Source organism: Streptomyces hesseae, assembly GCF_031845785.1.
GTDB lineage: Bacteria > Actinomycetota > Actinomycetes > Streptomycetales > Streptomycetaceae > Streptomyces > Streptomyces hesseae.
On record NZ_JAVRFI010000009.1, the window covers coordinates 231,475 to 250,040 of the forward strand.

Consider the following 18,566-nt stretch of genomic DNA (forward strand, 5'->3'; position numbering starts at 1 on the left):
CTTCTCCGGTGGTTACTTCACGCCCAGCGCCCGCTCGATCGGGTCGAGCAGGAAGTAGATCAGGAAGCAGGCGCCGACCGCGTTGAGCAGCCAGGGGATCTCACGGGCGCGCTTGTCCGCGACGCGCAGCGCTATAAAGGCGAGGACGCCGATGCCGATGCCGTTGGTGATCGAGTAGGTGAACGGCATCGCGACGATCGTCAGGAACGCGGGGATGGCGATCGTGAAGTCACTCCAGTCGATCTCCCTGACGTTGGACGCCATGATCAGGAAGCCGACGACCAGCAGCGCCGGGGTGGCGGCCTGCGAGGGAACGATCTTCGCCAGCGGGGTGAAGACCAGGGCGAGCAGGAAGAGGCCGCCGGTCATCAGGTTGGCGAGGCCGGTGCGGGCGCCCTCGCCGACGCCGGCCGTGGACTCCACGAAGCAGGTGTTGGCGGAGGCCGAGCCCGCGCCACCGGCGGCGACGGCGACGCCGTCCATCATCAGAATCTTGCCCATATTGGGCAGCTGACCCTTCTCGTCGGTCAGCCCGGCCTCCTCGCCGACGCCGATGATCGTGCCCATGGCGTCGAAGAAGCCGGACAGCAGCACGGTGAAGACGAACAGGCAGCCGGTGAGCCAGCCCACCTCGTGGAAGCCGCCGAAGAGGCTGACCTTGCCGACGAGCCCGAAGTCGGGGGTGTCCACGATCTTGTCCGGCCAGCTGGGGACGGACAGGCCCCACTCGAGGTCCGGGACCTTCACCAGCGAGTTGATCACGATGGCGACGAACGTCATCACGACGATGCCGATGAGGATCGCGCCGGGCGTCTTCCGGACGAGCAGGACGAACGTCAGCAGCAGGCCCGCCGCGAAGACCAGCACCGGCCAGCCCTGAAGCTGACCACCCTGGCCGAGGGCGAGCGGGACGGTCGTATGGGCGGCGTCGGGGTTGCGGCTGACGAAGCCGGAGTCCACCAGGCCGATCAGCGAGATGAACATGCCGATGCCGATCGCGATGGCGCGCCGCAGCCCGCCGGGGATCGCGTCCATGACGCGCTGCCGCAGACCGGAGGCGACCAGCACCATCAGCACCAGGCCGGCGAGGACGACCATGCCCATCGCGTCCGGCCAGCTCATCTTGGGCGCGAGCTGGAGGGAGACGACGGCGTTGATGCCGAGGCCGGCGGCACAGGCGATGGGGACGTTGCCGATCGCGCCCATGAGGACGGTGGACAGACCGGCCATCAGCGCGGTGGCCGTGACCAACTGGCCGTTGTCCAGCTGATGGCCGTACTTGTCGTGACCGGCCCCGAGGATGATCGGGTTCAGCACGATGATGTACGCCATCGCAAAGAACGTCGCCAGTCCACCGCGGAGCTCCCGGGAGACGGACGAACCCCGCTCGCTGATCCGGAAGTACCGGTCGAGGACGTTCGTCCCCGTGGGGGGCGTGGGGGACGGCTGCGGGGCGTCGACGGCTGGGGTGGCCGAGGTGGGCATGCGTGACCTCAGTCGTGAGGGCGGCCTGGAGGCCGTCGGGACAAAACAAATGGATCAGAGACGGGCCGCTTTTGATCTTTCCTGTATGATCAGACAAAAGCAAACAATCAAATCCAGTTCGATTCAGTATGAATAAACAAAGGCCGCTTGGCTATCTCCGCGCGTAGACCCCGATGGCGCAAGGGCTCCACCGCCGCCCGCCCACCCGGACGCACTAGGCTGGCCGCCATGACGAAGTGGACACCGACGCACGAAGCGCCCGAGCCCCTGGAGGGCCCGGTCGTCGCGACGATCACGGGCGGCACGATCGTGTGGTTCGTCCTCTTCCTCGGGCAACTGCCGTTCTACGGCTGGTTCCGGGACCACGGACACCTGTGGTGGGTGTGGACCTGCCTCGCGGGGGGCGGGCTGGGGCTGATCGGCATCTGGTACGTCCGTAAGCGGGACGCGGCGATCAAGCGGCACGCGGCGGCCCAGGCCACCCAGGGTGCGGAGCAGCGCTGACTTACGGGTGACGGGCTGACGGGCTGACGGGCTGACTTCCGGCTGACGGCATGACCGGGCGGGCCCCCATCCGTCCGGTTACCGTCGGAACATGAGCGATCCCTCGCAGATCGTGACAACCGCGCATCCCGGGCTGAGCGCCGCCGAAGTCGCCGAGCGCGTGGCACGGGGCGAGGTCAACGACGTACCCGTACGGTCCTCCCGCTCCACCCGGGAGATCGTCCGGGCGAACGTCTTCACCCGGTTCAACGCCATCATCGGCGTCCTCTTCCTGATCATCCTCGCCGTGGGCCCCCTCCAGGACGGCCTCTTCGGCTTCGTCATCATCGCCAACACCGCGATCGGCATCTTCCAGGAACTGCGCGCCAAGAAGACCCTCGACGGCCTCGCCGTCATCGGCGAGGCCAAGCCCACCGTCCGCCGCGACGGCGCCCCCGTGCCCCTCCCCACCGGCGCGATCGTCCTCGGCGACGTCATCGAGCTCGGCCCCGGCGACAAGTGCGTCGTCGACGGCGAGGTCGTCGAGGCCGAGGGCCTGGAGATCGACGAGTCGCTGCTCACCGGCGAGGCCGACCCGGTGCTCAAGAAGCCCGGCGACCCGGTGATGTCCGGCTCCTTCGTCGTCGCCGGGGGCGGCGCGTTCACCGCCACCAAGGTCGGCCGCGAGGCCTACGCCGCCCAGCTCGCCGAGGAGGCGACCCGCTTCACGCTCGTCCACTCCGAGCTGCGCACCGGCATCAGCACGATCCTCAAGTACGTGACCTGGCTGATGCTGCCCGCCGCCATCGGCCTGGTCGTCAGCCAGCTGGTGGTCCAGGGCCACGACTGGCGGGAGGCCGTACGGCGCATGGTCGCCGGGATCGTGCCGATGGTCCCCGAGGGCCTGGTGCTGCTCACCTCCGTCGCCTTCGCCATCGGCGTCATCCGGCTGGGCCGCAAACAGTGCCTGGTGCAGGAGCTGCCCGCCATCGAGGGGCTCGCGCGCGTCGACGTCGTCTGCCTCGACAAGACCGGCACCCTCACCGAGGGCGGCATGGACGTCAGCGAGCTGCGCGTACTGGCCGGGGCCGGGGACCGGGAGTCGTCCGTGCGCCAGGTGCTCGGCGCCCTCGGCGAGGCCGACCCCCGTCCCAACGCCAGCCTCCAGGCGATCATCGACGCCTACCCCGACGGCTCGGGCGGCTGGCGCTGCACGGAGGCGCTGCCCTTTTCCTCCGCCCGCAAGTACAGCGGCGCCGCGCTCAACGGCCCCGACGGCGAGTCCGGCACCTGGCTGCTCGGCGCCCCCGACGTCCTGCTGCCCGCCGGCGACCCCGCGCTCGCCGAGACCGACCGGCTCAACGCCCAGGGCCTGCGCGTCCTGCTGCTCGCCCGCGCCGCCCGCGACCTGGACGACCCGCGCGTCACCGAGGGCGTACGCCCCACCGCCCTGGTCGTCCTGGAGCAGCGGCTGCGCTCCGACGCGGCGGAGACCCTGCGCTACTTCGCCGAGCAGAACGTCCACGCCAAGGTGATCTCCGGCGACAACGCGGTCTCCGTCGGCGCCGTCGCCGCCAAGCTCGCCCTGCCCGGCGCCGAGGCCCCCGTCGACGCCCGGAAGCTGCCGCGCGAGCCGGAGGCGATGGCCACGGCCCTGGACCGGGGCGCGGTCTTCGGCCGCGTCACCCCGCAACAGAAGCGGGACATGGTCGGCGCCCTCCAGTCCCGGGGCCACACGGTCGCCATGACCGGCGACGGCGTCAACGACGTCCTGGCCCTGAAGGACGCCGACATCGGTGTGGCGATGGGCTCCGGCTCGGAGGCCACCCGGGCCGTCGCCCAGATCGTGCTCCTGAACAACAGCTTCGCCACCCTGCCCTCGGTCGTGGCGGAGGGCAGGCGCGTCATCGGCAACATCACGCGCGTGGCCACGCTGTTCCTGACCAAGACCGTCTACTCGGTGCTGCTCGCCGTGCTGGTCGTCTGCACCCGGGTCTCCTATCCCTTCCTCCCCCGGCACCTGACGCTGCTGTCGACGCTGACGATCGGCGTCCCGGCGTTCTTCCTCGCCCTGGCCCCCAACAAGGAACGGGCCCGCCCCCACTTCGTCCGCCGCGTGATGCGGTACGCGATCCCGTCCGGCCTGATCGCGGGCGCGGCCACCTTCGCCGCGTACCTCCTGGCCCGCGCCCACTACGCGGACGCCGGGCTCGCCCCCGCCGACACGCTCGGCGCCGAGACCAGCGCGGCGACGCTGACCCTCTTCCTGATCTCCCTGTGGGTGCTCGCGATCATCGCCCGCCCGTACACGTGGTGGCGCGTGGCGCTGGTGGCGGCGATGGGGGCGGGGTTCGTGGTGGTCCTCGTGGTGCCCTGGCTCCAGCGCTTCTTCGCGCTGAAGCTCATCGGGGCGACGATGCCGTGGACGGCGGTCGCCATCGCGGCGGCGGCGGGGGTGGCACTGGAGCTCACGTGGGGGTGGGTGAGCCGCCGCTTCCCGGCGTAGGGCCCCGTTTCCAGCGGAAACGAACGATGGCCCCACCGAATGGTGAGGCCATCGTCACTGTGTGCGCCGCCAGGGACTCGAACCCCGGACCCGCTGATTAAGAGTCAGCTGCTCTAACCAACTGAGCTAGCGGCGCGTGACTCATCCATAGTACCCCGGCACAGGAGTGCTCCCGACCATGGCGGAGCCCGCGGGGCCCTCCGTACGCTCCGGACATGATCAGACTGGAGCGGCTCCGAGCGGACCACGCGCCCGCCCTGCTGGCCTTCGAGCGGGAGAACCGCGCGTACTTCGCCCGGTCCATACCGGACCGCGGCGACGCGTACTTCGCCGGCTTCGCGTCCATCCACGAGGCCCGGCTGGCCGAGCAGGAGACGGGCGGGATCCACTTCCACGTCGTCCTGGACGGCAGCGACAGCAGCAGCGGCAGCGGCAGCGGCCTGCTGATCGGCCGCGCCAACCTCGTGGACGTGGAGTGGGACGTGGAGCGGGGCACCGCCGAGGTCGGCTACCGGATCGGCGAACGGGCGGCGGGCCGGGGCGTGGCGACGGCCGCGGTCGCCGCGCTGTGCGGCCTGGCCGCGACGACGTACGGCCTCTCGTCCCTGACGGCCCGCACCACCCTCGACAATCCGGCCTCCCGGACCGTCCTCGAACGCAACGGGTTCGTGTTCGTGGAGGAGGTCGCTGTCGGCGGCCGCCCGGGGGTGCGCTACGAGCGGCGGCTGTAGGGGACGAGGCGGCACGGGGGCACAGCCCGGGCTGACCGGATATTTGGCTGGTGAAGCTCTCGCCCGCGATACGCGCCACGCAAAGACTTCGATCACCGTGCCCGTCCATCCGGCGAGGAGATCCGTGACGATGAAACTTCGCAGACGCATACCGGCGGCCGCACTCGGCATCGCGGTCGCGACCGTGCTGGCGCTGCCGGCTTCCGTGCAGGCCCAGCCGGCCGCCGACCACCCGGCCACCCAGGCGGCGCTGAACTCCTACCAGGCGCAAGCCGGACCGGGTGCCGGGCTCTACGCCGGTGACAGCACCGGCTCCTGGAACCTTTCCGCCGGTACCGCTGTCGTCAACACCAACAAGCCCCTCCAGCCCATCTTCCACTTCCGTATCGGCAGCCAGACCAAGACCTTCACCGCGGCCGTGGTGCTGCAACTGGTCGACGAGGGCAAGGTTTCCCTCGACACACCGATCGGGCGGTACCTGCCGGGTGTGGTGGACGGAAACGGCTACGACGGCAATGCCATCACCGTCCGGCAGCTTCTCCAGCACACCAGCGGAGTCGCGGAGTCCAGGAACCCGACCTCGCGGAACCCGGATGGCACCTTCACCCTGTCCGCGCTGGTGCGCGACGGACTGAGCTACCGGTCGGTGTCCGCGCCGGGCGCCGAATTCCACTACTCCAACACGAACTTCCAGATCGCCGGCATGCTCATCGAGAAGATCACCGGCATGCCGGTCGCCCGGGCGATCACCAGCCGGATCATCGAGCCGCTCGGCCTGACCCAGACCACGTTCCCCGCGGCGGGCGACCGCACCCTCCCCGTCCGGTTCGTGCCGGGATACGTCGGCAACAGGATCGGCCCGCTCTTCTTCTGGGTCGACAACACGTCGGAGGTGGAACCGTCCGCGTACAGCTCGGCGGGAGCGATCATCTCGACGCAGCAGGACCTGACCACGTTCTACCAGGCGCTCATCGGCGGCAAGGTCGTGTCCGGCGCGAGCCTGGCCGAGATGGAGAAGACCGTGCCCGTCGTCCAGGGCATCGGCTACGGACTGGGACTTGAGAGCATCCCCTTGCCCTGCGGTGGCACGGCGTGGGGACACAATGGCGCGGTGCCGGGCTACAGCTCGCTGACCACGGTCACCGCCGACGGCCGGCATGCCGCGGTGATGACCAACACGATGCACGTCGACACCGACGCCGGCCGCAAGCAACTGGACGCGACCAACTCCGCGTTGTGCGAATGACACCACCCGCGCCGCCCGGCGGTCAGAACATGCGCGGCTGACCGCTGGACGCGCTGAGCCCGCCGTCGACCGGGATGTGGGCGCCGTTGACGAACCGGGCGTCCGGACCGGCCAGGAAGGCGATGACGTCGGCGACTTCGCCCGGTTCGGCGGCGCGCCCCATCGGAATCCGCTGCCGGAACGCGGCCATCAGCTCCTCGTTCTCGACGACGGGCACGGTGATCGGGGTGACGGTGAGGCTCGGGTGCACGGCGTTGACGCGTACGCCCTCGTGGCCGTGGTCGAGCGCCATGGCGTTGGTCAGATTGACCAGCGCCCCCTTGGCGGCGTTGTACGCGGCCAGCCCCCAGTCCGCGCCGAGCCCGGAGACAGAACCGACGTTGACGATGCAGCCGCCGACGCGCCGCAGATGGGGCAGGGCGGCGCGCGACGCGAAGAAGACGCCGTCGATATTGACCCCCTGGATCTGGCGCCAGGCGGCGGTGCCGGTCTGCTCGACGGTTCCGGGCAGGCCCATGCCCGCGTTGTTGACCAGCACGTCCAGCCGCCCGTACTCCTCGGCCACGCCCGCGATCAGCTCGGTGATCGCGGACTCGTCGGAGACGTCCGCGACGCGCGGGACGATCACCGAACCGGCGGGTGCGTCTGCCGCGGCGTGCTTCAGCTTGTCCTCGGTCCGCCCGACGGCGATCACGGTGGCGCCTTCGCGCCCGAAGCGATAGGCGGTGGCGGCGCCGATGCCGGATCCGGCGCCGGTGACGATGACGACCTTGCCGGTGAATCGTTTCCCATCCACAGCGACTCCTCACGGATGCGGTTGTGTGCCACGAGACTACGGGGGCCGTGCCCGGATGTCGTGCGTCGCTACTGACCCGCCGGACACCCCTGGCAGCCCTCGCGGGCGACGGCCGGCGCGCGATCGTGTTCAGGTGACCGTGACTGTCCCCGTCATCTCTGGGTGGATGTCGCAGTGGTACGGGAACGTCCCGCTCAGGGTGAAGGTGCGGGAGGAGGTCCCGCCCTGACCGAAGGCGCCCGAGTCGAAGGAGCCGTCGTCGGCCGTCACCGTGTGGTCGGTGCCGTCCTCGTTGGTCCAGACGACCGTATCGCCGGCGGCGATCGCCAACTGGCCGGGAATGAAGGCGAAATCGTGGATGGAAACATTGGCCATGGGGTTCTCCTTCCGTCCTTGGGGAGCGTGACCCCGGACGGGGGGAATTGCCCCACTGCTGCCCGCTTCAACCGCCTTGTCACCCTCATGAGTCAGGCGGAGACGGCCTGGCACTCGCCCCGGAGGCCGCAAATCTCAGACGCCGAGCGCGGCGTTCCACACAGGGCTGTTCACGTAGTGGTTGTCGAAGCGCTCGGAGGAGTCCTTGATCTCCTGCGGGCTCGCCTCGCCCCGCATCACGCGGTTCAGCAGCCGCATGTAGTCGAAGCGCGCCATGCCGGGCGTGAAGGTGATCAGCACGTCGGCCTCGCGGCCGGGCGCGGCGGCGAAGGCGTGCGGGGTGCGCGGCGGTACGAGGAGGAAGTCCCCCGCCTCCAGCACCTTGATCTCCTGGTCCACGAGGACCCGCAGCGAGCCGTCGATGACGTAGAACATCTCGGCGGCCCGGGTGTGGAAGTGCGCCGGCGCGCCCGGTGCCCCCTCGGCGAACGTCGAGCGGTAGCTCGTCATCAGGCCGCCGGTGGTGTCCGAGTCGGCCAGCAGCGTGATGACGCTGCTCGGGTCGCTCGTGATCTCGGCTTCCGCGGCACGGGTGAGGAGGGTGGTGAAGTCGGCGTTCTTGCTGGTCATGGTGTCCTGTCCTCCTAGGTCGTGATCACGACTCTAGGCAGCGGGAAGACCCGGGGGATGGTGCAATTCCCGGTGGGAATGGTGGGTCAATTTCCGGGGCCGTCCGCTTCGCCGAGGAGCCGGCCGACGTCCGTGACCGCGCCCAGCGCCCCCCGCAGGGCGCCGACGCACATGTCGTGCAGCTCCGTGCGGGAGAACGTCTCATTCGCCAGCCACTCCACGCACAGCGCGCGCACGAACACCAGCCAGCTCGTCAGCGCGGCGGAGACCACGCCCCTGGCCCTGTCCTCAAGACCAGTCGCGTCGAGCACGCGCCGTCTCAGCTCGGCGAGTTCGTCGTTGATGATGGCCTGAATCACGGGATCGCCCGTGAGCTCCGCGTTCGCGGCGAGCACCGTGTTCTTGTTCGCGGCGAAGTAGTCGAAGTGGACGTCGAGCCCTGCGGACAACTGCTCCAACGGGGAGCCCGCCGGGTCGATCGGCGTCTCGGCCAGCAGCCGGTCGGACGCCTGCCGGTAGATCGCGGCGAACAACACGCGCTTGTTCGGGAAGTACCGGTAGAGCAGGGCCCGGGAGATGCCGGCCTGTTCGGCGACCTCCTCCATCAGCACGTCGTGATACGGCCTCGCCGCGAACAGCCGCGCTCCGACCTCGATCAACTGCTCGCGTCGCTCGGTCGGTTGGAGCCTGCGGCGGGGGTTGGTCACGTCGCCCAGATTACTTGACGCGTGTCTACCAACGAACCTACCTTCGCCTTAGTAGGCATGTGCCTACTAAGGCGAAGGGGGACCGCTCGACATGATCAGGTCCAGGCTTCTCTCATGGCTGTCATGGACGATGGGCATCGCCTGCGTGGCGATCGGCGTGATGCACATCGTCTCCGGTATGGACTCGATACCCGACGGGAAGTCGGGCGGCCCGACCGTGGACAGCCTGGTGCGCTTCTTCAGCGCGATCTTCCTCGGCTACGGGCTGCTCTGGATCTGGGCCGCCCGGCAGTCGCCCATCCCGTCGAAGGCCGTGCGATGGCTTGCCGGGATCTTCTTCCTCGGCGGCCTCAACCGCCTCGTCTCCTGGGCCGACGTCGGCCGCCCGGACGGACTCCAGATCGTCCTGATGGCCCTCGAACTCGGCCTGCCACCGATCTTTTTCTGGCTGACGACCGCCGACGAGCGGAAGGCGGCGGGGGCGGTCAGTCGACCGGCGGGATAGCACCGGCCGCGGTGTGGTCGGTACGGCGGTGGCCATCCAGGCGGTTGTTCGCCTCCCGGGCGGCACGCCAGTCGTTCCGGGCCTGCAAGTCATGCCTTTTCGCAACGAGTTCATGGCAGGTCGTGCAGGTTTCCGCCGGCGCGAGGACGGTGACGTCGGGGCCGGAGGAGTGGGGCACGGCGACGGTGGCGATCGATCCGGTGAGGCGAAGCAACTGCTGCTGTTCCAGCAGCGCTTCGGCGCCTCTTCCCAGGCTCCTGATGCGGATGATCGCTGACACATAGCCGTCGCCGGCCCCGAGCCCGAGCCGGGCGCGGGCCTCCCTGACGACCGCCAGGGCGTCCTCCCGGACCGCGTCGCCCACCGGGCGGCCGTTCACAGCCGCGTCCACGGCGGTGGCCGTGACCCGGACATACGAACAACAAGGCCAGAGGCGCGCACAGGGGGAGCAGAGGGGTGCACGAAGCCATCACGGGATGCCAGACTCGACTCAGCACCAAGCGACCACGGAAGGCGATGAGGGTGGGCGCGCGAATTGGTCCAACCGCTCGACGGATCGAACTCGGGGTCGAACTCCGCCGGTTGCGACGCGAAGCAGACCTGACACTTGAACAGGTCGTCGCAGGCCTGGGGTTCAGTGAGACACAGCTGCAACGCGTAGAGACCGGAAGCATCCCGCTCAAGCAGGCCGGCCACCTACGGGATCTCCTCGACCGGTACGGCATCAGCGACGAAGAGCACATCGAGTCGCTCGTCCGATTGCATCGCGAGTCAGGCAGTCAGGAGTGGACGTCCTTCGCCAGCACAGTCCACACGTCCGTGCGGACTTTCTTCGGTGTCGAGTCCGTCGCACGCGGCATCAAGGCGTGGCATCCCACTCTTGTCCTCGGCCTGCTCCAGACCGAACGTTACGCAACCACTGTCTTCGAGATGGAGAAGTTGCACGACGAGTTCACGAGCGAGTACATCGAACAAAGCGTTCGGCTGCGGATGATGCGAAAGCAGTTGCTGACCCGGCAGGAAGAGCCTGTGATGTTCTGGGCGATCCTCGGGGAAGCGGCACTCCGCCACACCGTCGGAAGCGCCCACGTGATGCGTGAGCAGTACGCCGAAATCGCCGCGCTCTCGGAACTCGAGAACGTGACGGTACAGATCCTGAGAACAGGCGAGATCAGCTATCGCTTCTACAGCGACTTCACGATTCTCGACCTGGGCGAATCGCTGCCCTCGGCTGTCCAGGTCGACGTGCCATGGGGAGCCATGTCCATGTCGGACAAGCCGCGCGAGGTCGGACGGTTCTCCCGCAGGTTCAACGCCCTCCAAGCCTCCGCCATGCCGCCTGAACAGACTCCGGGATTCCTTCAGCAACTATCGCGAGAGATCAACGATGCCTAGCATACGAGCCGTTGCACAAACGCCCACCGCCTGGGTGAAGTCGTCCTACAGCAATGCCGGACAGAACTGCGTCGAGGTCGCGGGGATCGCGACTCGATCCGGCCTGATCGGCGTCCGCGACGCCAAGGACAAGGCCCGTCCTGCGATCTTGCTGGAGCCGGCGGCCTGGACCTCGTTCATAAGCGACGTCCGCTCCGGGCGGCTCCGCCGCTGAGCGCAGCGCATACGCACACGCGGCCCTCCCCTCCCCGCCGTGGCGGGGAGGGCGCCGCGCTGTGGCATCAGGAGCCCGGGGCCGCCGCTTCGTCCTCCAGGATGCCGCGAATCATCTCGCGGAGCTCGGGCGTGTCCTCGTGCTGGTGCACGGACACCGCGTGCTCGGTCGCGGCTCGGAGGACTTCCTCTTCCTCGCCCGCGATCGTCAGCGTGCAATTGGATTCGCTCGGAGCCTTTCGGCAGTCGGCGACTTTTCTGGTCATGGCGGCCTCCCGGCGTACGGAGATATCGCCGTACTGCCAGGGTACGGCGGCCGGGCCGGCCGCTAGCAGGGAGTGTCCGGGCCGTTCTGGCGAGTGAAGTTGCCGTTGTACATCCAGCCCATGGTCTTCGTGCCCTCGATGCGGACGTAGGTCCACTTATGGCCGTAGGCATTGGTGATGTAGCAGTGGAACCAGACCTTCACGCCGGACTTGGCCGGGTCCAGCGTGGGGCAGGCCGCGTAGGGGCCGGTTCCCAGGCGGTACGTACCGGACATGTAGGCGTAGGTGCCCGGCCTCGGGTCCACGTGCTGCCAGCCGGTGCAGCTCTTCGACACCGTCGACGACGGGGAGGGGGACTCCTTCGGGGACTTGCCGCCGCTCGGCGTCGCCGAAGGGCTCGCCTTGCCGTGCTTGCCGTCGTCGGGCGTGACGCTCGGGGTCGGCCCCGAGGGGGTGCCGGACGGCACCACGACGGGGCCTTCGGACGGTGCGGTGACCATGTCGCCGTCCGGCGCGGCGTCGGGCGTGGCCGACGGTCCCTGCGCCACGTTGCCGCGCTTGTCGTCGTGCTCGCCCATCAGGGCGTAGCTGACGCCGCCACCGGCGAGCACGACGGCCGCTGCCGCCCCGGCTATGACCGCACGGCTGCGGCGCCGCTTCCGGCCCGCCGTCGGCGATGCGGGGGGCTGGGCCGACGGCGCCTGGGCGGACTGCGGGTAGCCGTAGCCGCCGCCGTACGGCGGCTGGGGCTGCGGGGCGACCGGCTGCGGCGGCGGGGTGACGGCGGCTGTGGGCGGGTGGCCGAACGTCGGGGGCGGGGCGCCGAAGCCCGGGGGCACGGCGGCAGGCGGCAAAGGCGCCGCAGGTGCGGAAGCCGGGCTTCCCGCCGCGACCCGCTCCAGCATCTCGCGTGCCTGGTCGGCGGTCGGCCGGTCCTGCGGCTCCTTCGCCATCAGCGCACGCAGCACGGGCGTGAGCGCGCCCGCGCGCTTCGGCTCCGGCAGCGGCTCGCTCACGATCGCCTGAAGCGTGGACCACACGGACGTACGGCGGAACGGCGACGCGCCCTCCACCGCCGCGTACAGCGTCATGCCGAGCGACCAGATGTCCGACGCGGGGCCGGGCTCCACGCCCTGCGCGCGCTCCGGTGGCAGGTAGTCGAGGGAGCCGATGATCTCGCCGCTGCGAGTCAGCTTGGCCATGGCGTCGTCGCCGGTGGCGTCCAGGGTCGCGATGCCGAAGTCGGTCAGGACGACCCTGCCGCCGCGCTCCAGCAGGACGTTGCCCGGCTTGACGTCGCGGTGGAGCACGCCGGCCCGGTGGGCGGCGTCGAGGGCGTCCATCAGCTTGGCGCCGATGGCGGCGGCCTCGTGCGGTTCGAGCGTGCCGCGCTCGGACAGGACGTCGTCGAGCGAGGGGCCGTCGACGAGTTCCATGACGATGACCGGGAGGCCCTGGTCCTCGGTCACGTCGTGGACGGTGACCACGCCGCTGTGCCGGATACGGGCGGCCGCCTGCGCCTCCCGCTGCATCCTGGCCCGTAGGTCGGCGAGGTCGGGCCCGGAGGTGTCGGTGTAGGCCCGAAGGATCTTGACGGCGACCTCTCGGTTGAGCAGCTCGTCCACCGCCCGGGCGACCACGCCCATGCCACCGCGGCCGAGCGTCGCGGTCACCCGGTATCGCCCACCGAGTACCTTTCCGGCCAGATTTTCGCCGTTCGGCTCCCCCGTCGTCACCGCACGCTCCGTTCCCTCACACTCGCCACCCATGCCACTCACGCCACAACGTGGCGGGCACCAAGGGTAGAGATCCCGGGCGGATACTCACAGCCGGGGTGCTCAGCCGCCGCTTTTCTCCCTGCGGGCGATCGCCTCGCGGACGGCGGTGACGAAGCCGTCCCAGTAATGGGCCGCCGTGCCGTCGGCGGACCGGCCGTAGGTCGCGGCCCGCGCGGCCGGGGAGGAGAAGTCGCCGAACATGGCCCTGCGCAGGTCGGTGGAGATCTCCAGCTGCGCGCCCGCGCCGCCGTAGGTGCGGTTGCAGATGTTCAGCGGCTCGTCGCCGTCCAGGCCGCCGGTGGGCAGGGTGACGGTCACATCGTTGCCCAGGCGGTCCCGGAGGAGCTGCTGGAGGAGCTTCTTGAGGGTTGCGTCGCGGCCGCCGATCTGTACGAGGTTCTGCGTCCCGGAGCCGCCGGGGTTCTTGCAGCCGTGGAGGGAGACCGTGTAGCGGCTGCCGCCGACGATCGCGAGCGCGGCGGGGTCGTCGCAGTGCGTCGAGGTGACGTGCAGCTGGGTGACCCTGCCGCTCTCGGTCGCGAGGACGTCGAACATCCAGTAGTCGTAAGCGGGCCCGGAGTCGCCGTAGCGGGTCAGGGGGTCCTCCGGCGCGTAGCCCGCTATCGCCAGGCACAGCTCGCTGGTGCCCTTCTCCAGATTGCCGCCGTGCGGGGCTATCACGGACGTCAGCGGGGGCGTGGCCCTGGAGTGCCCCGGAACGGTGTCCAGGCCGGTCCTGCGGTAGCGGCGGGCCCAGTCGGTGCCCTCCTGGAAGAGGGGGCTGTCGTAGAGCGCCGTGTTGGAGGCGAACAGCTCGTCGCCAGAGGCGGTGTCCGCGGCGTAGGCGCGGGCGGGGAGCGCACCGGTCGCGGGCACGGCAACGGCGGCCGCCGCCAGGCCGGCCAGGACGGATCGTCGGGAAGTCGAACGCATGACGGCATTCTTGGCCATCACCCAACGATCCGTCAGCTGCTCAGTCGACTAAGGACACAATGTCGTCATTCGGCTTTCCAGCATGTTGCTCTCCTTTGAGTAGGGAAACGTGAAGAGTTCAGCTGGTGCGCGGGATCATCTGCCGGGGCGAGTCGACGAGGACGGCCGTGGCGCCGAGCCGGGTGGCCGTGCCGAGGTCGGCTCGCGTGTTCACCCCGAGCATCACGATCGGCATGCGGCGGGAGGCGGAGCGGAAGCAGGCGACGGCCTCTCGCGTCCACAGCTGAGCGGTGACGGGGGACGCTCCCGTGCCGAGGGTGAACTGCTCCTGGAGCACCATCTGCCGCTTCAGCTCGAACCCGGCCCAGGAGCCCGTGGGCGCGCTCTTGCAGGTGTGTTCGAGGGCGACTTCGGCCAGCCGCTGCCGGGTGGCGTCCCGGGATTCGGCGACGCGCGCCCCCGGGATCCCGGCCAGCAGCCGGGTGACCTCCGCGTCCGTGGAGTACAGACCGACCCGGCCCCACGCCTTCTTCTCGTCCAGCACGCGCGTCACGGCTTCGACGACGTGCCGGGCGGGCGTCTGCTTGAGGTCCAGGTAGAGCTGTTTGCCCTCGGGAACGGCGGCCAGCGCCGCGGCGAGGGTGGGGATGCGGACCGGGCGGGTGCGGTAGGGGAACTCGCCGTTCGCGTCCTTGAAGTTGTGGCCGGCGTTCAGGGAGGCGAGGTCGCTCAAGTCCCTGTCGGCGACGGCCCCGGAGCCGTCGGTCAGGGCGGAGAGGTCCGCCGGCCGGTAGAGGACGGGCACACCGTCCCGGGTCGCCTGGACGCTCAGCCACTCGCCGTCGACGCCCGCCTTCAGGGACTGTTCGACGGCCTCAAGGGTGTTCTCCGGGGCATCGCCCGTACCCGCGCGGTGCGCGATGACGAGCGGCTTCGCCCGGACGGGGCCGGCGGCGGCCTCACCCGTCCGTGCCGGGGCGGGGCCGCCGGCCGTCAGGGCGGGGACGGCACAGACCAGCGCTGCTACGGCTGTCGCCAGGGATAACCGACGACGACTACGGGGCATGTGGGGCTCCTGGGGAAGTAGGGGAACAGGGCGAGCCGCCCGGCAGGCAGGCCCTGGTCGAACTCGCCGAACTCGCCGAACTAGTCGAACCAGCGCGCCCGTTCCAGCTCGTCCGTCCGCGACGGGTCCTCCAGCAGCGCCGCCGCCTCGAAGCGGCGGGACCACGCGCCGGCCGCCCAGGCCAGGCCAGCCGCGACGCCCTCCAGCGTCGCCGCGTGCAGCACGCCGTCCGGGCCATGGCGCCAGTCCAGCTCGATGCCGTCGACCACGAGCTCGTCGTGCTCGACGTACGTCGCCGGGGCGCCCGGCAGCAGGACGCGTACGCCCTCCGGAACCTCCCGCACCTCGCCCTCGGCCGCCTCGATCTCCGCCGGGACGACCTCGCTCAGGCGTCGCACCTGCAAAAGTTCCGCCAGCGCGGCGGCCCGTTCCGGGGCGACCGGCAGCAGCGGGAGACCCGCCGCCAGCGGCAGCAGGTCCGGCGCGTCCGCGACGACCGCGTCCGCCGCGTCGACGACACGCACCTCGCCGTCGACCACGGCCCGCAGCTCGTCCGGGAGCGTGACCTCGTCCGGGTCGAGGTCGGCGAGCAGGCCGTGCAACGCGTGCAGTTGCGACGGGCGGACCGGGCAGGCCGGGTCCGCCAGGCGGGCCAGGAGCTCCGCCGCGCCGCCCGGCTCGTCCAGCAGCGCGGCCGCGGACGTACGGACGCCCAGCGCCCGCAGCACCTGCTCGTCGGCGAGGCCGCCCGCGTCCGCCGCCTCGTAGAGGCCCTCCAGCAGCGGGTCGCCGCCCGCCACCCGCAGACCGGCCGGGCGGCGGCCGTCCAGGACGGGGTGGCCGCGCAGCCACCACGCCGTGTACGGGCGCACGGACTCGGTCGTGCCGTCCGGCAGCAGGATCCGCATCGGCGTCGTCAGCGCGTCCCGCAGCGGCGGGCGGGACAGCAGGGCGAGGGCCTGCGGCCACGCGTCGTCGTCGACCAGGTCCAGGTCCCGGACCGCCACGATCTCCGTGGCCACGGGCGGCACCGGCGTGTCGGGGAGCCGGTCGAGGACGTCCTCGCACCAGACGTCGACGGCGTCGAGCAGCCCCGCGTCGTCGGGCTCGGCGAAGTCGCCGTCGCGCGGCTCCAGTTCGTCGGGGTCGAGGACGACGTCGGCGGCGCGGACGAGCGCGAAGTCCGCCAGCACGCCGACCGCCGTCAGCGGCTGCTCACCCCAGCGCCCGGCCAGCTCCGCGTCGCACGCGGCCAGCTCTCCCGGGCGGATGACCTGCTCGAACGGGCTGCCGGGGAGGACGAGTTCACCCGCCGGGGCCAGCTCGCCGTCCTCGTCGGGGAGGGCCAGGGCCGCCAGCCACGGCTCGTCGCCCGGCGCCAGGTCGGCGTCGCGGACGAGCGCGAGGACGATCTCGGCGAGCGTGTCGGGGTCCAGGCCCGCGCCGAAGTCCTCGTCCCAGCTCTCCTCGGCGTCCAGGGACGTCGCCACCGCCGAGCGGACCTGCGGCGTCGTCAGGATCGCGCGGGGCGACGACGGGGTCGCGCCCAGCTTCTCCAGCAGGGGGTGCGCGGCGTCGGGGTGGGCGACCTTCAGGCCCAGGCGGGCCAGGTGCTCCGAGTTCGGGCCTTCCGGGCCCGCCTCCTCGGTCGTCGGCAGCGGCAGCAGGACCTGGCGCGGGCCGATCGCCGTACGACCGTCCGCCAGCGGCACGGGCAGGCCCGTCAACCGGTCCGGGTCCACGCCCGCGAGGCTGTCGTAGAGCCGCCACCACCAGTCCGCCGGGCGCTCGGCCCCGGCGAGCCGGTCGATGAACTCGCCCAGCGGCACGCGCGGCACGCCCAGGGCGCGCAGCTCCTGGCGGCGCTCCAGGCCTGCGGGGAGCAGGCTCGGGAACAGCTCGCCCAGGACTGTCACGGTCGCCGCGCCCGCGCCCTCGACGAGTTCGGCGTCCCGGGGGCGGAGTGCTGTGGCTGCGGGGGTGGTCCGGTGGAAGGGGTCGTCGTCCCAGGCGGGCTCGCTCGGCGTCGCGGGGGCGGTGCTGTCGAGGCCCGGGAGCTGCCTCGACGCGTCCGGCGCCTCCGTCCACGGGATGCCCTCGATGCCGGTGCCGGTGCCAGTGCCGTTGCCCGGGGCCTGGGCCGGTTCGCCGCCCGGCGCCGTGGCCGTCGCCGCGCTCGGCAGGAACGGTACGTCCGGGAGCCGGTCCAGGATGCGGCGGCGCAGCTCCGCGTCCAGGGCGCCCTGGGCCAGCGGGGACGGGACGAGGTCGATGGTGCCCGTGCCGACGGGCTGCCAGTCGCGCAGCAGGGCCGTGTACGTCTCGGCCGCGCGGTCGGTGAGGAAGTCCGCCAGGGCGCCGGGGGCCGTGTGGCGGCGGGTGGGCTCCAGCGGGAAGCTCGCGATGAGCAGGGCGGGCAGGCCCAGGGGCTCGTCGGTGGGGGTGGGGGCGTGCACGACGGGTGCGGTGCGCGGGCGCTCCGGGGCGCCTTCCGCGCCTACGGGGACGGCCCAGGTGACCGACCAGTGGGGGCGCAGGCGCTCCTCTACGGGGCGGTTCGCCAGGAGTTCGGGGGCCAGGGCGCCGGCGGTCGTCCGGACTCGCCAGCGGGTTGTTCTGGTGGTGTTCCCTGTCGTGTCCTCGATTGCCGCGTACTCGTCCTCCTGGCGGCGCGTCAGTACTCGGCGCGGCGCGTCCGGCGTCTCGATGACGACCTCGGTGAGGCCGGGGAGGGTGAGCAGGAGCGCGTCGTCGACGGCGTCGAGCAGACGGCGGGTCAGGTCCTCGGCGGCGCCGTCGCGGAGCGGGAGGACGACGACGGTGTCGTAGCCGTTGAGGACCGCGCCCTCGGCGGGGAACGGCAGGCGCAGCAGCGGTACGTGGCCCTCGCGGCGGCGGAGCTCGCCGCCAAGGGAGGGGCTGCCGGTGGCGGCCTCGGCGGCCAGGGCGCGGGCCTCGGCCAGGGACCAGCGGACGCCGCCGGTGCGGCCGACGAGGGCGGGCTCGTCGGTGACGGCGAGGACGGCGGCGAAGCCGACGCCGAAGCGGCCGGCGGCCCGGGTGCCCTCGTCGCGCTTGGCGGAGGCGCGGAGGGTGGAGAGGGACTCGACGCCGGTGGCGTCGAGGGGGGCGCCGGTGTTGGCGGCGGCGAGGGTGGCGGGGGTGCCGGCGTTCGCGGCGTGCAGGGTGAGGTGGAGGCGGCCGGGGACGCCGGCACGGGCGGCGGCGTCGGCGGCGTTCTGGGCGAGCTCGACGACGAGGCGGTCGCGGTAGCCGCCGAGGGCGAGGTCCTCCTCGGCGTTGGCGTCCTCCCGGAAGCGGGCGGGGGAGGTGACCCAGGAGTCCAGTACGCCGCGGCGCAGGCGGGCGGTGCCGAAGGGGTCCAAGCTCACGTCTGCGTTCTCCCTGTGGTGGGGGGTGTGGGGTGGGTCGGGGGCCGGGGGGTGGGGGC

General features: G+C 71.3%; 17 protein-coding genes, 1 tRNA gene and 1 pseudogene. 7 read left to right on the forward strand and 12 right to left on the reverse strand.

Going from position 1 to position 18,566, the window contains the following annotated elements; translation table 11 throughout:
* Positions 1-12 precede the first annotated feature (12 nt).
* Positions 13-1,485 carry an NCS2 family permease gene (locus tag RM609_RS17040; protein ID WP_311611766.1) on the reverse strand — a complete coding sequence of 491 codons (1,473 nt, stop codon included), beginning with the start codon at positions 1,483-1,485 and terminating at the stop codon, positions 13-15.
* A 228-nt stretch (positions 1,486-1,713) separates the two neighbouring features.
* On the opposite strand from RM609_RS17040, the gene RM609_RS17045 reads away from it, so the two are divergent.
* Together RM609_RS17045 and RM609_RS17050 are read left to right on the forward strand one after the other, a co-directional pair.
* Positions 1,714-1,989, forward strand: coding sequence for a DUF2530 domain-containing protein (locus tag RM609_RS17045; protein WP_311611767.1), 276 nt, complete (start codon positions 1,714-1,716; stop codon positions 1,987-1,989).
* Positions 1,990-2,080: 91 nt separating this feature from the next.
* The gene (locus tag RM609_RS17050) at positions 2,081-4,474 is read left to right on the forward strand and encodes an HAD-IC family P-type ATPase (RefSeq protein WP_311611768.1); all 2,394 of its coding nucleotides are present in this window, start codon (positions 2,081-2,083) and stop codon (positions 4,472-4,474) included.
* 62 nt (positions 4,475-4,536) lie between these two features.
* On the opposite strand, the gene RM609_RS17055 is transcribed toward RM609_RS17050, so the two are convergent.
* Positions 4,537-4,610: transfer RNA gene (locus RM609_RS17055), tRNA-Lys, on the reverse strand.
* A 79-nt stretch (positions 4,611-4,689) separates the two neighbouring features.
* On the opposite strand from RM609_RS17055, the gene RM609_RS17060 reads away from it, so the two are divergent.
* Together RM609_RS17060 and RM609_RS17065 are read left to right on the forward strand one after the other, a co-directional pair.
* Positions 4,690-5,205, forward strand: a complete 516-nt coding sequence (locus RM609_RS17060) for a GNAT family N-acetyltransferase (protein ID WP_311611770.1) — start codon at positions 4,690-4,692, stop codon at positions 5,203-5,205.
* Positions 5,206-5,335: 130 nt separating this feature from the next.
* Complete coding sequence (locus RM609_RS17065; protein WP_311611772.1) at positions 5,336-6,451, forward strand: serine hydrolase domain-containing protein; 1,116 nt, start codon at positions 5,336-5,338, stop codon at positions 6,449-6,451.
* A gap of 22 nt (positions 6,452-6,473) precedes the next feature.
* Here the strand turns inward: RM609_RS17065 and budC are convergent, their stop codons facing one another.
* From budC to RM609_RS17085, 4 genes are all read right to left on the reverse strand, one after another.
* Positions 6,474-7,247 carry a meso-2,3-butanediol dehydrogenase gene (gene budC / locus RM609_RS17070; RefSeq protein ID WP_311611773.1) on the reverse strand — a complete coding sequence of 258 codons (774 nt, stop codon included), beginning with the start codon at positions 7,245-7,247 and terminating at the stop codon, positions 6,474-6,476.
* Positions 7,248-7,376: 129 nt separating this feature from the next.
* On the reverse strand, positions 7,377-7,736 hold the full coding sequence (locus RM609_RS17075; RefSeq protein WP_311611775.1) for a cupredoxin domain-containing protein: 360 nt from the start codon (positions 7,734-7,736) through the stop codon (positions 7,377-7,379).
* Positions 7,737-7,757: 21 nt separating this feature from the next.
* Positions 7,758-8,252, reverse strand: a complete 495-nt coding sequence (locus RM609_RS17080) for a cupin domain-containing protein (protein ID WP_311611776.1) — start codon at positions 8,250-8,252, stop codon at positions 7,758-7,760.
* Between the two features lie 86 nt (positions 8,253-8,338).
* Positions 8,339-8,959 carry a TetR/AcrR family transcriptional regulator gene (locus tag RM609_RS17085; protein ID WP_311611777.1) on the reverse strand — a complete coding sequence of 207 codons (621 nt, stop codon included), beginning with the start codon at positions 8,957-8,959 and terminating at the stop codon, positions 8,339-8,341.
* Positions 8,960-9,050: 91 nt separating this feature from the next.
* On the opposite strand from RM609_RS17085, the gene RM609_RS17090 reads away from it, so the two are divergent.
* Positions 9,051-9,464, forward strand: a complete 414-nt coding sequence (locus RM609_RS17090) for a DUF4345 domain-containing protein (RefSeq protein WP_311611779.1) — start codon at positions 9,051-9,053, stop codon at positions 9,462-9,464.
* Here the strand turns inward: RM609_RS17090 and RM609_RS17095 are convergent.
* A pseudogene (locus RM609_RS17095) lies at positions 9,445-9,876 on the reverse strand (DUF6415 family natural product biosynthesis protein); the annotation flags it as partial. The gene RM609_RS17090 and the pseudogene RM609_RS17095 overlap by 20 nt on opposite strands.
* Positions 9,877-9,920: 44 nt before the next feature.
* Between RM609_RS17095 and RM609_RS17100 the strand changes: the two are divergent.
* Both RM609_RS17100 and RM609_RS17105 read left to right on the forward strand, forming a co-directional pair.
* Entirely contained in the window at positions 9,921-10,859 is a 939-nt protein-coding gene (locus tag RM609_RS17100) for a helix-turn-helix domain-containing protein (RefSeq protein WP_311611780.1), read from the forward strand.
* Positions 10,852-11,073 carry a DUF397 domain-containing protein gene (locus RM609_RS17105; protein ID WP_311611781.1) on the forward strand — a complete coding sequence of 74 codons (222 nt, stop codon included), beginning with the start codon at positions 10,852-10,854 and terminating at the stop codon, positions 11,071-11,073. The genes RM609_RS17100 and RM609_RS17105 overlap by 8 nt, the downstream gene beginning before the upstream one ends.
* A gap of 67 nt (positions 11,074-11,140) precedes the next feature.
* On the opposite strand, the gene RM609_RS17110 is transcribed toward RM609_RS17105, so the two are convergent.
* The 5 genes from RM609_RS17110 to RM609_RS17130 form a co-directional block, all read right to left on the reverse strand.
* Positions 11,141-11,338, reverse strand: a complete 198-nt coding sequence (locus RM609_RS17110; protein WP_311611782.1) for a DUF1059 domain-containing protein — start codon at positions 11,336-11,338, stop codon at positions 11,141-11,143.
* A gap of 62 nt (positions 11,339-11,400) precedes the next feature.
* Positions 11,401-13,074 carry a serine/threonine-protein kinase gene (locus RM609_RS17115; RefSeq protein WP_311611784.1) on the reverse strand — a complete coding sequence of 558 codons (1,674 nt, stop codon included), beginning with the start codon at positions 13,072-13,074 and terminating at the stop codon, positions 11,401-11,403.
* A 102-nt stretch (positions 13,075-13,176) separates the two neighbouring features.
* A complete protein-coding gene (locus RM609_RS17120; protein WP_311611785.1) occupies positions 13,177-14,049 on the reverse strand; it encodes a poly-gamma-glutamate hydrolase family protein in 873 nt (290 codons plus the stop codon).
* A gap of 118 nt (positions 14,050-14,167) precedes the next feature.
* A complete protein-coding gene (locus RM609_RS17125) occupies positions 14,168-15,115 on the reverse strand; it encodes a glycerophosphodiester phosphodiesterase family protein (RefSeq protein ID WP_311611787.1) in 948 nt (315 codons plus the stop codon).
* Between the two features lie 80 nt (positions 15,116-15,195).
* Positions 15,196-18,507 carry a sacsin N-terminal ATP-binding-like domain-containing protein gene (locus RM609_RS17130; protein WP_311611789.1) on the reverse strand — a complete coding sequence of 1,104 codons (3,312 nt, stop codon included), beginning with the start codon at positions 18,505-18,507 and terminating at the stop codon, positions 15,196-15,198.
* Positions 18,508-18,566 lie beyond the last annotated feature (59 nt).

Bases quoted from the DNA above. Each gene is read 5' to 3' on its own strand.
- RM609_RS17040 (WP_311611766.1), bottom strand. From the start codon at position 1,485: ATGCCCACCTCGGCCACCCCAGCCGTCGACGCCCCGCAGCCGTCCCCC.
- RM609_RS17045 (WP_311611767.1), top strand. From the start codon at position 1,714: ATGACGAAGTGGACACCGACGCACGAAGCGCCCGAGCCCCTGGAGGGC.
- RM609_RS17050 (WP_311611768.1), top strand. From the start codon at position 2,081: ATGAGCGATCCCTCGCAGATCGTGACAACCGCGCATCCCGGGCTGAGC.
- RM609_RS17060 (WP_311611770.1), top strand. From the start codon at position 4,690: ATGATCAGACTGGAGCGGCTCCGAGCGGACCACGCGCCCGCCCTGCTG.
- RM609_RS17065 (WP_311611772.1), top strand. From the start codon at position 5,336: ATGAAACTTCGCAGACGCATACCGGCGGCCGCACTCGGCATCGCGGTC.
- RM609_RS17080 (WP_311611776.1), bottom strand. From the start codon at position 8,252: ATGACCAGCAAGAACGCCGACTTCACCACCCTCCTCACCCGTGCCGCG.
- RM609_RS17090 (WP_311611779.1), top strand. From the start codon at position 9,051: ATGATCAGGTCCAGGCTTCTCTCATGGCTGTCATGGACGATGGGCATC.
- RM609_RS17105 (WP_311611781.1), top strand. From the start codon at position 10,852: ATGCCTAGCATACGAGCCGTTGCACAAACGCCCACCGCCTGGGTGAAG.
- RM609_RS17110 (WP_311611782.1), bottom strand. From the start codon at position 11,338: ATGACCAGAAAAGTCGCCGACTGCCGAAAGGCTCCGAGCGAATCCAAT.
- RM609_RS17120 (WP_311611785.1), bottom strand. From the start codon at position 14,049: ATGCGTTCGACTTCCCGACGATCCGTCCTGGCCGGCCTGGCGGCGGCC.
- RM609_RS17125 (WP_311611787.1), bottom strand. From the start codon at position 15,115: ATGCCCCGTAGTCGTCGTCGGTTATCCCTGGCGACAGCCGTAGCAGCG.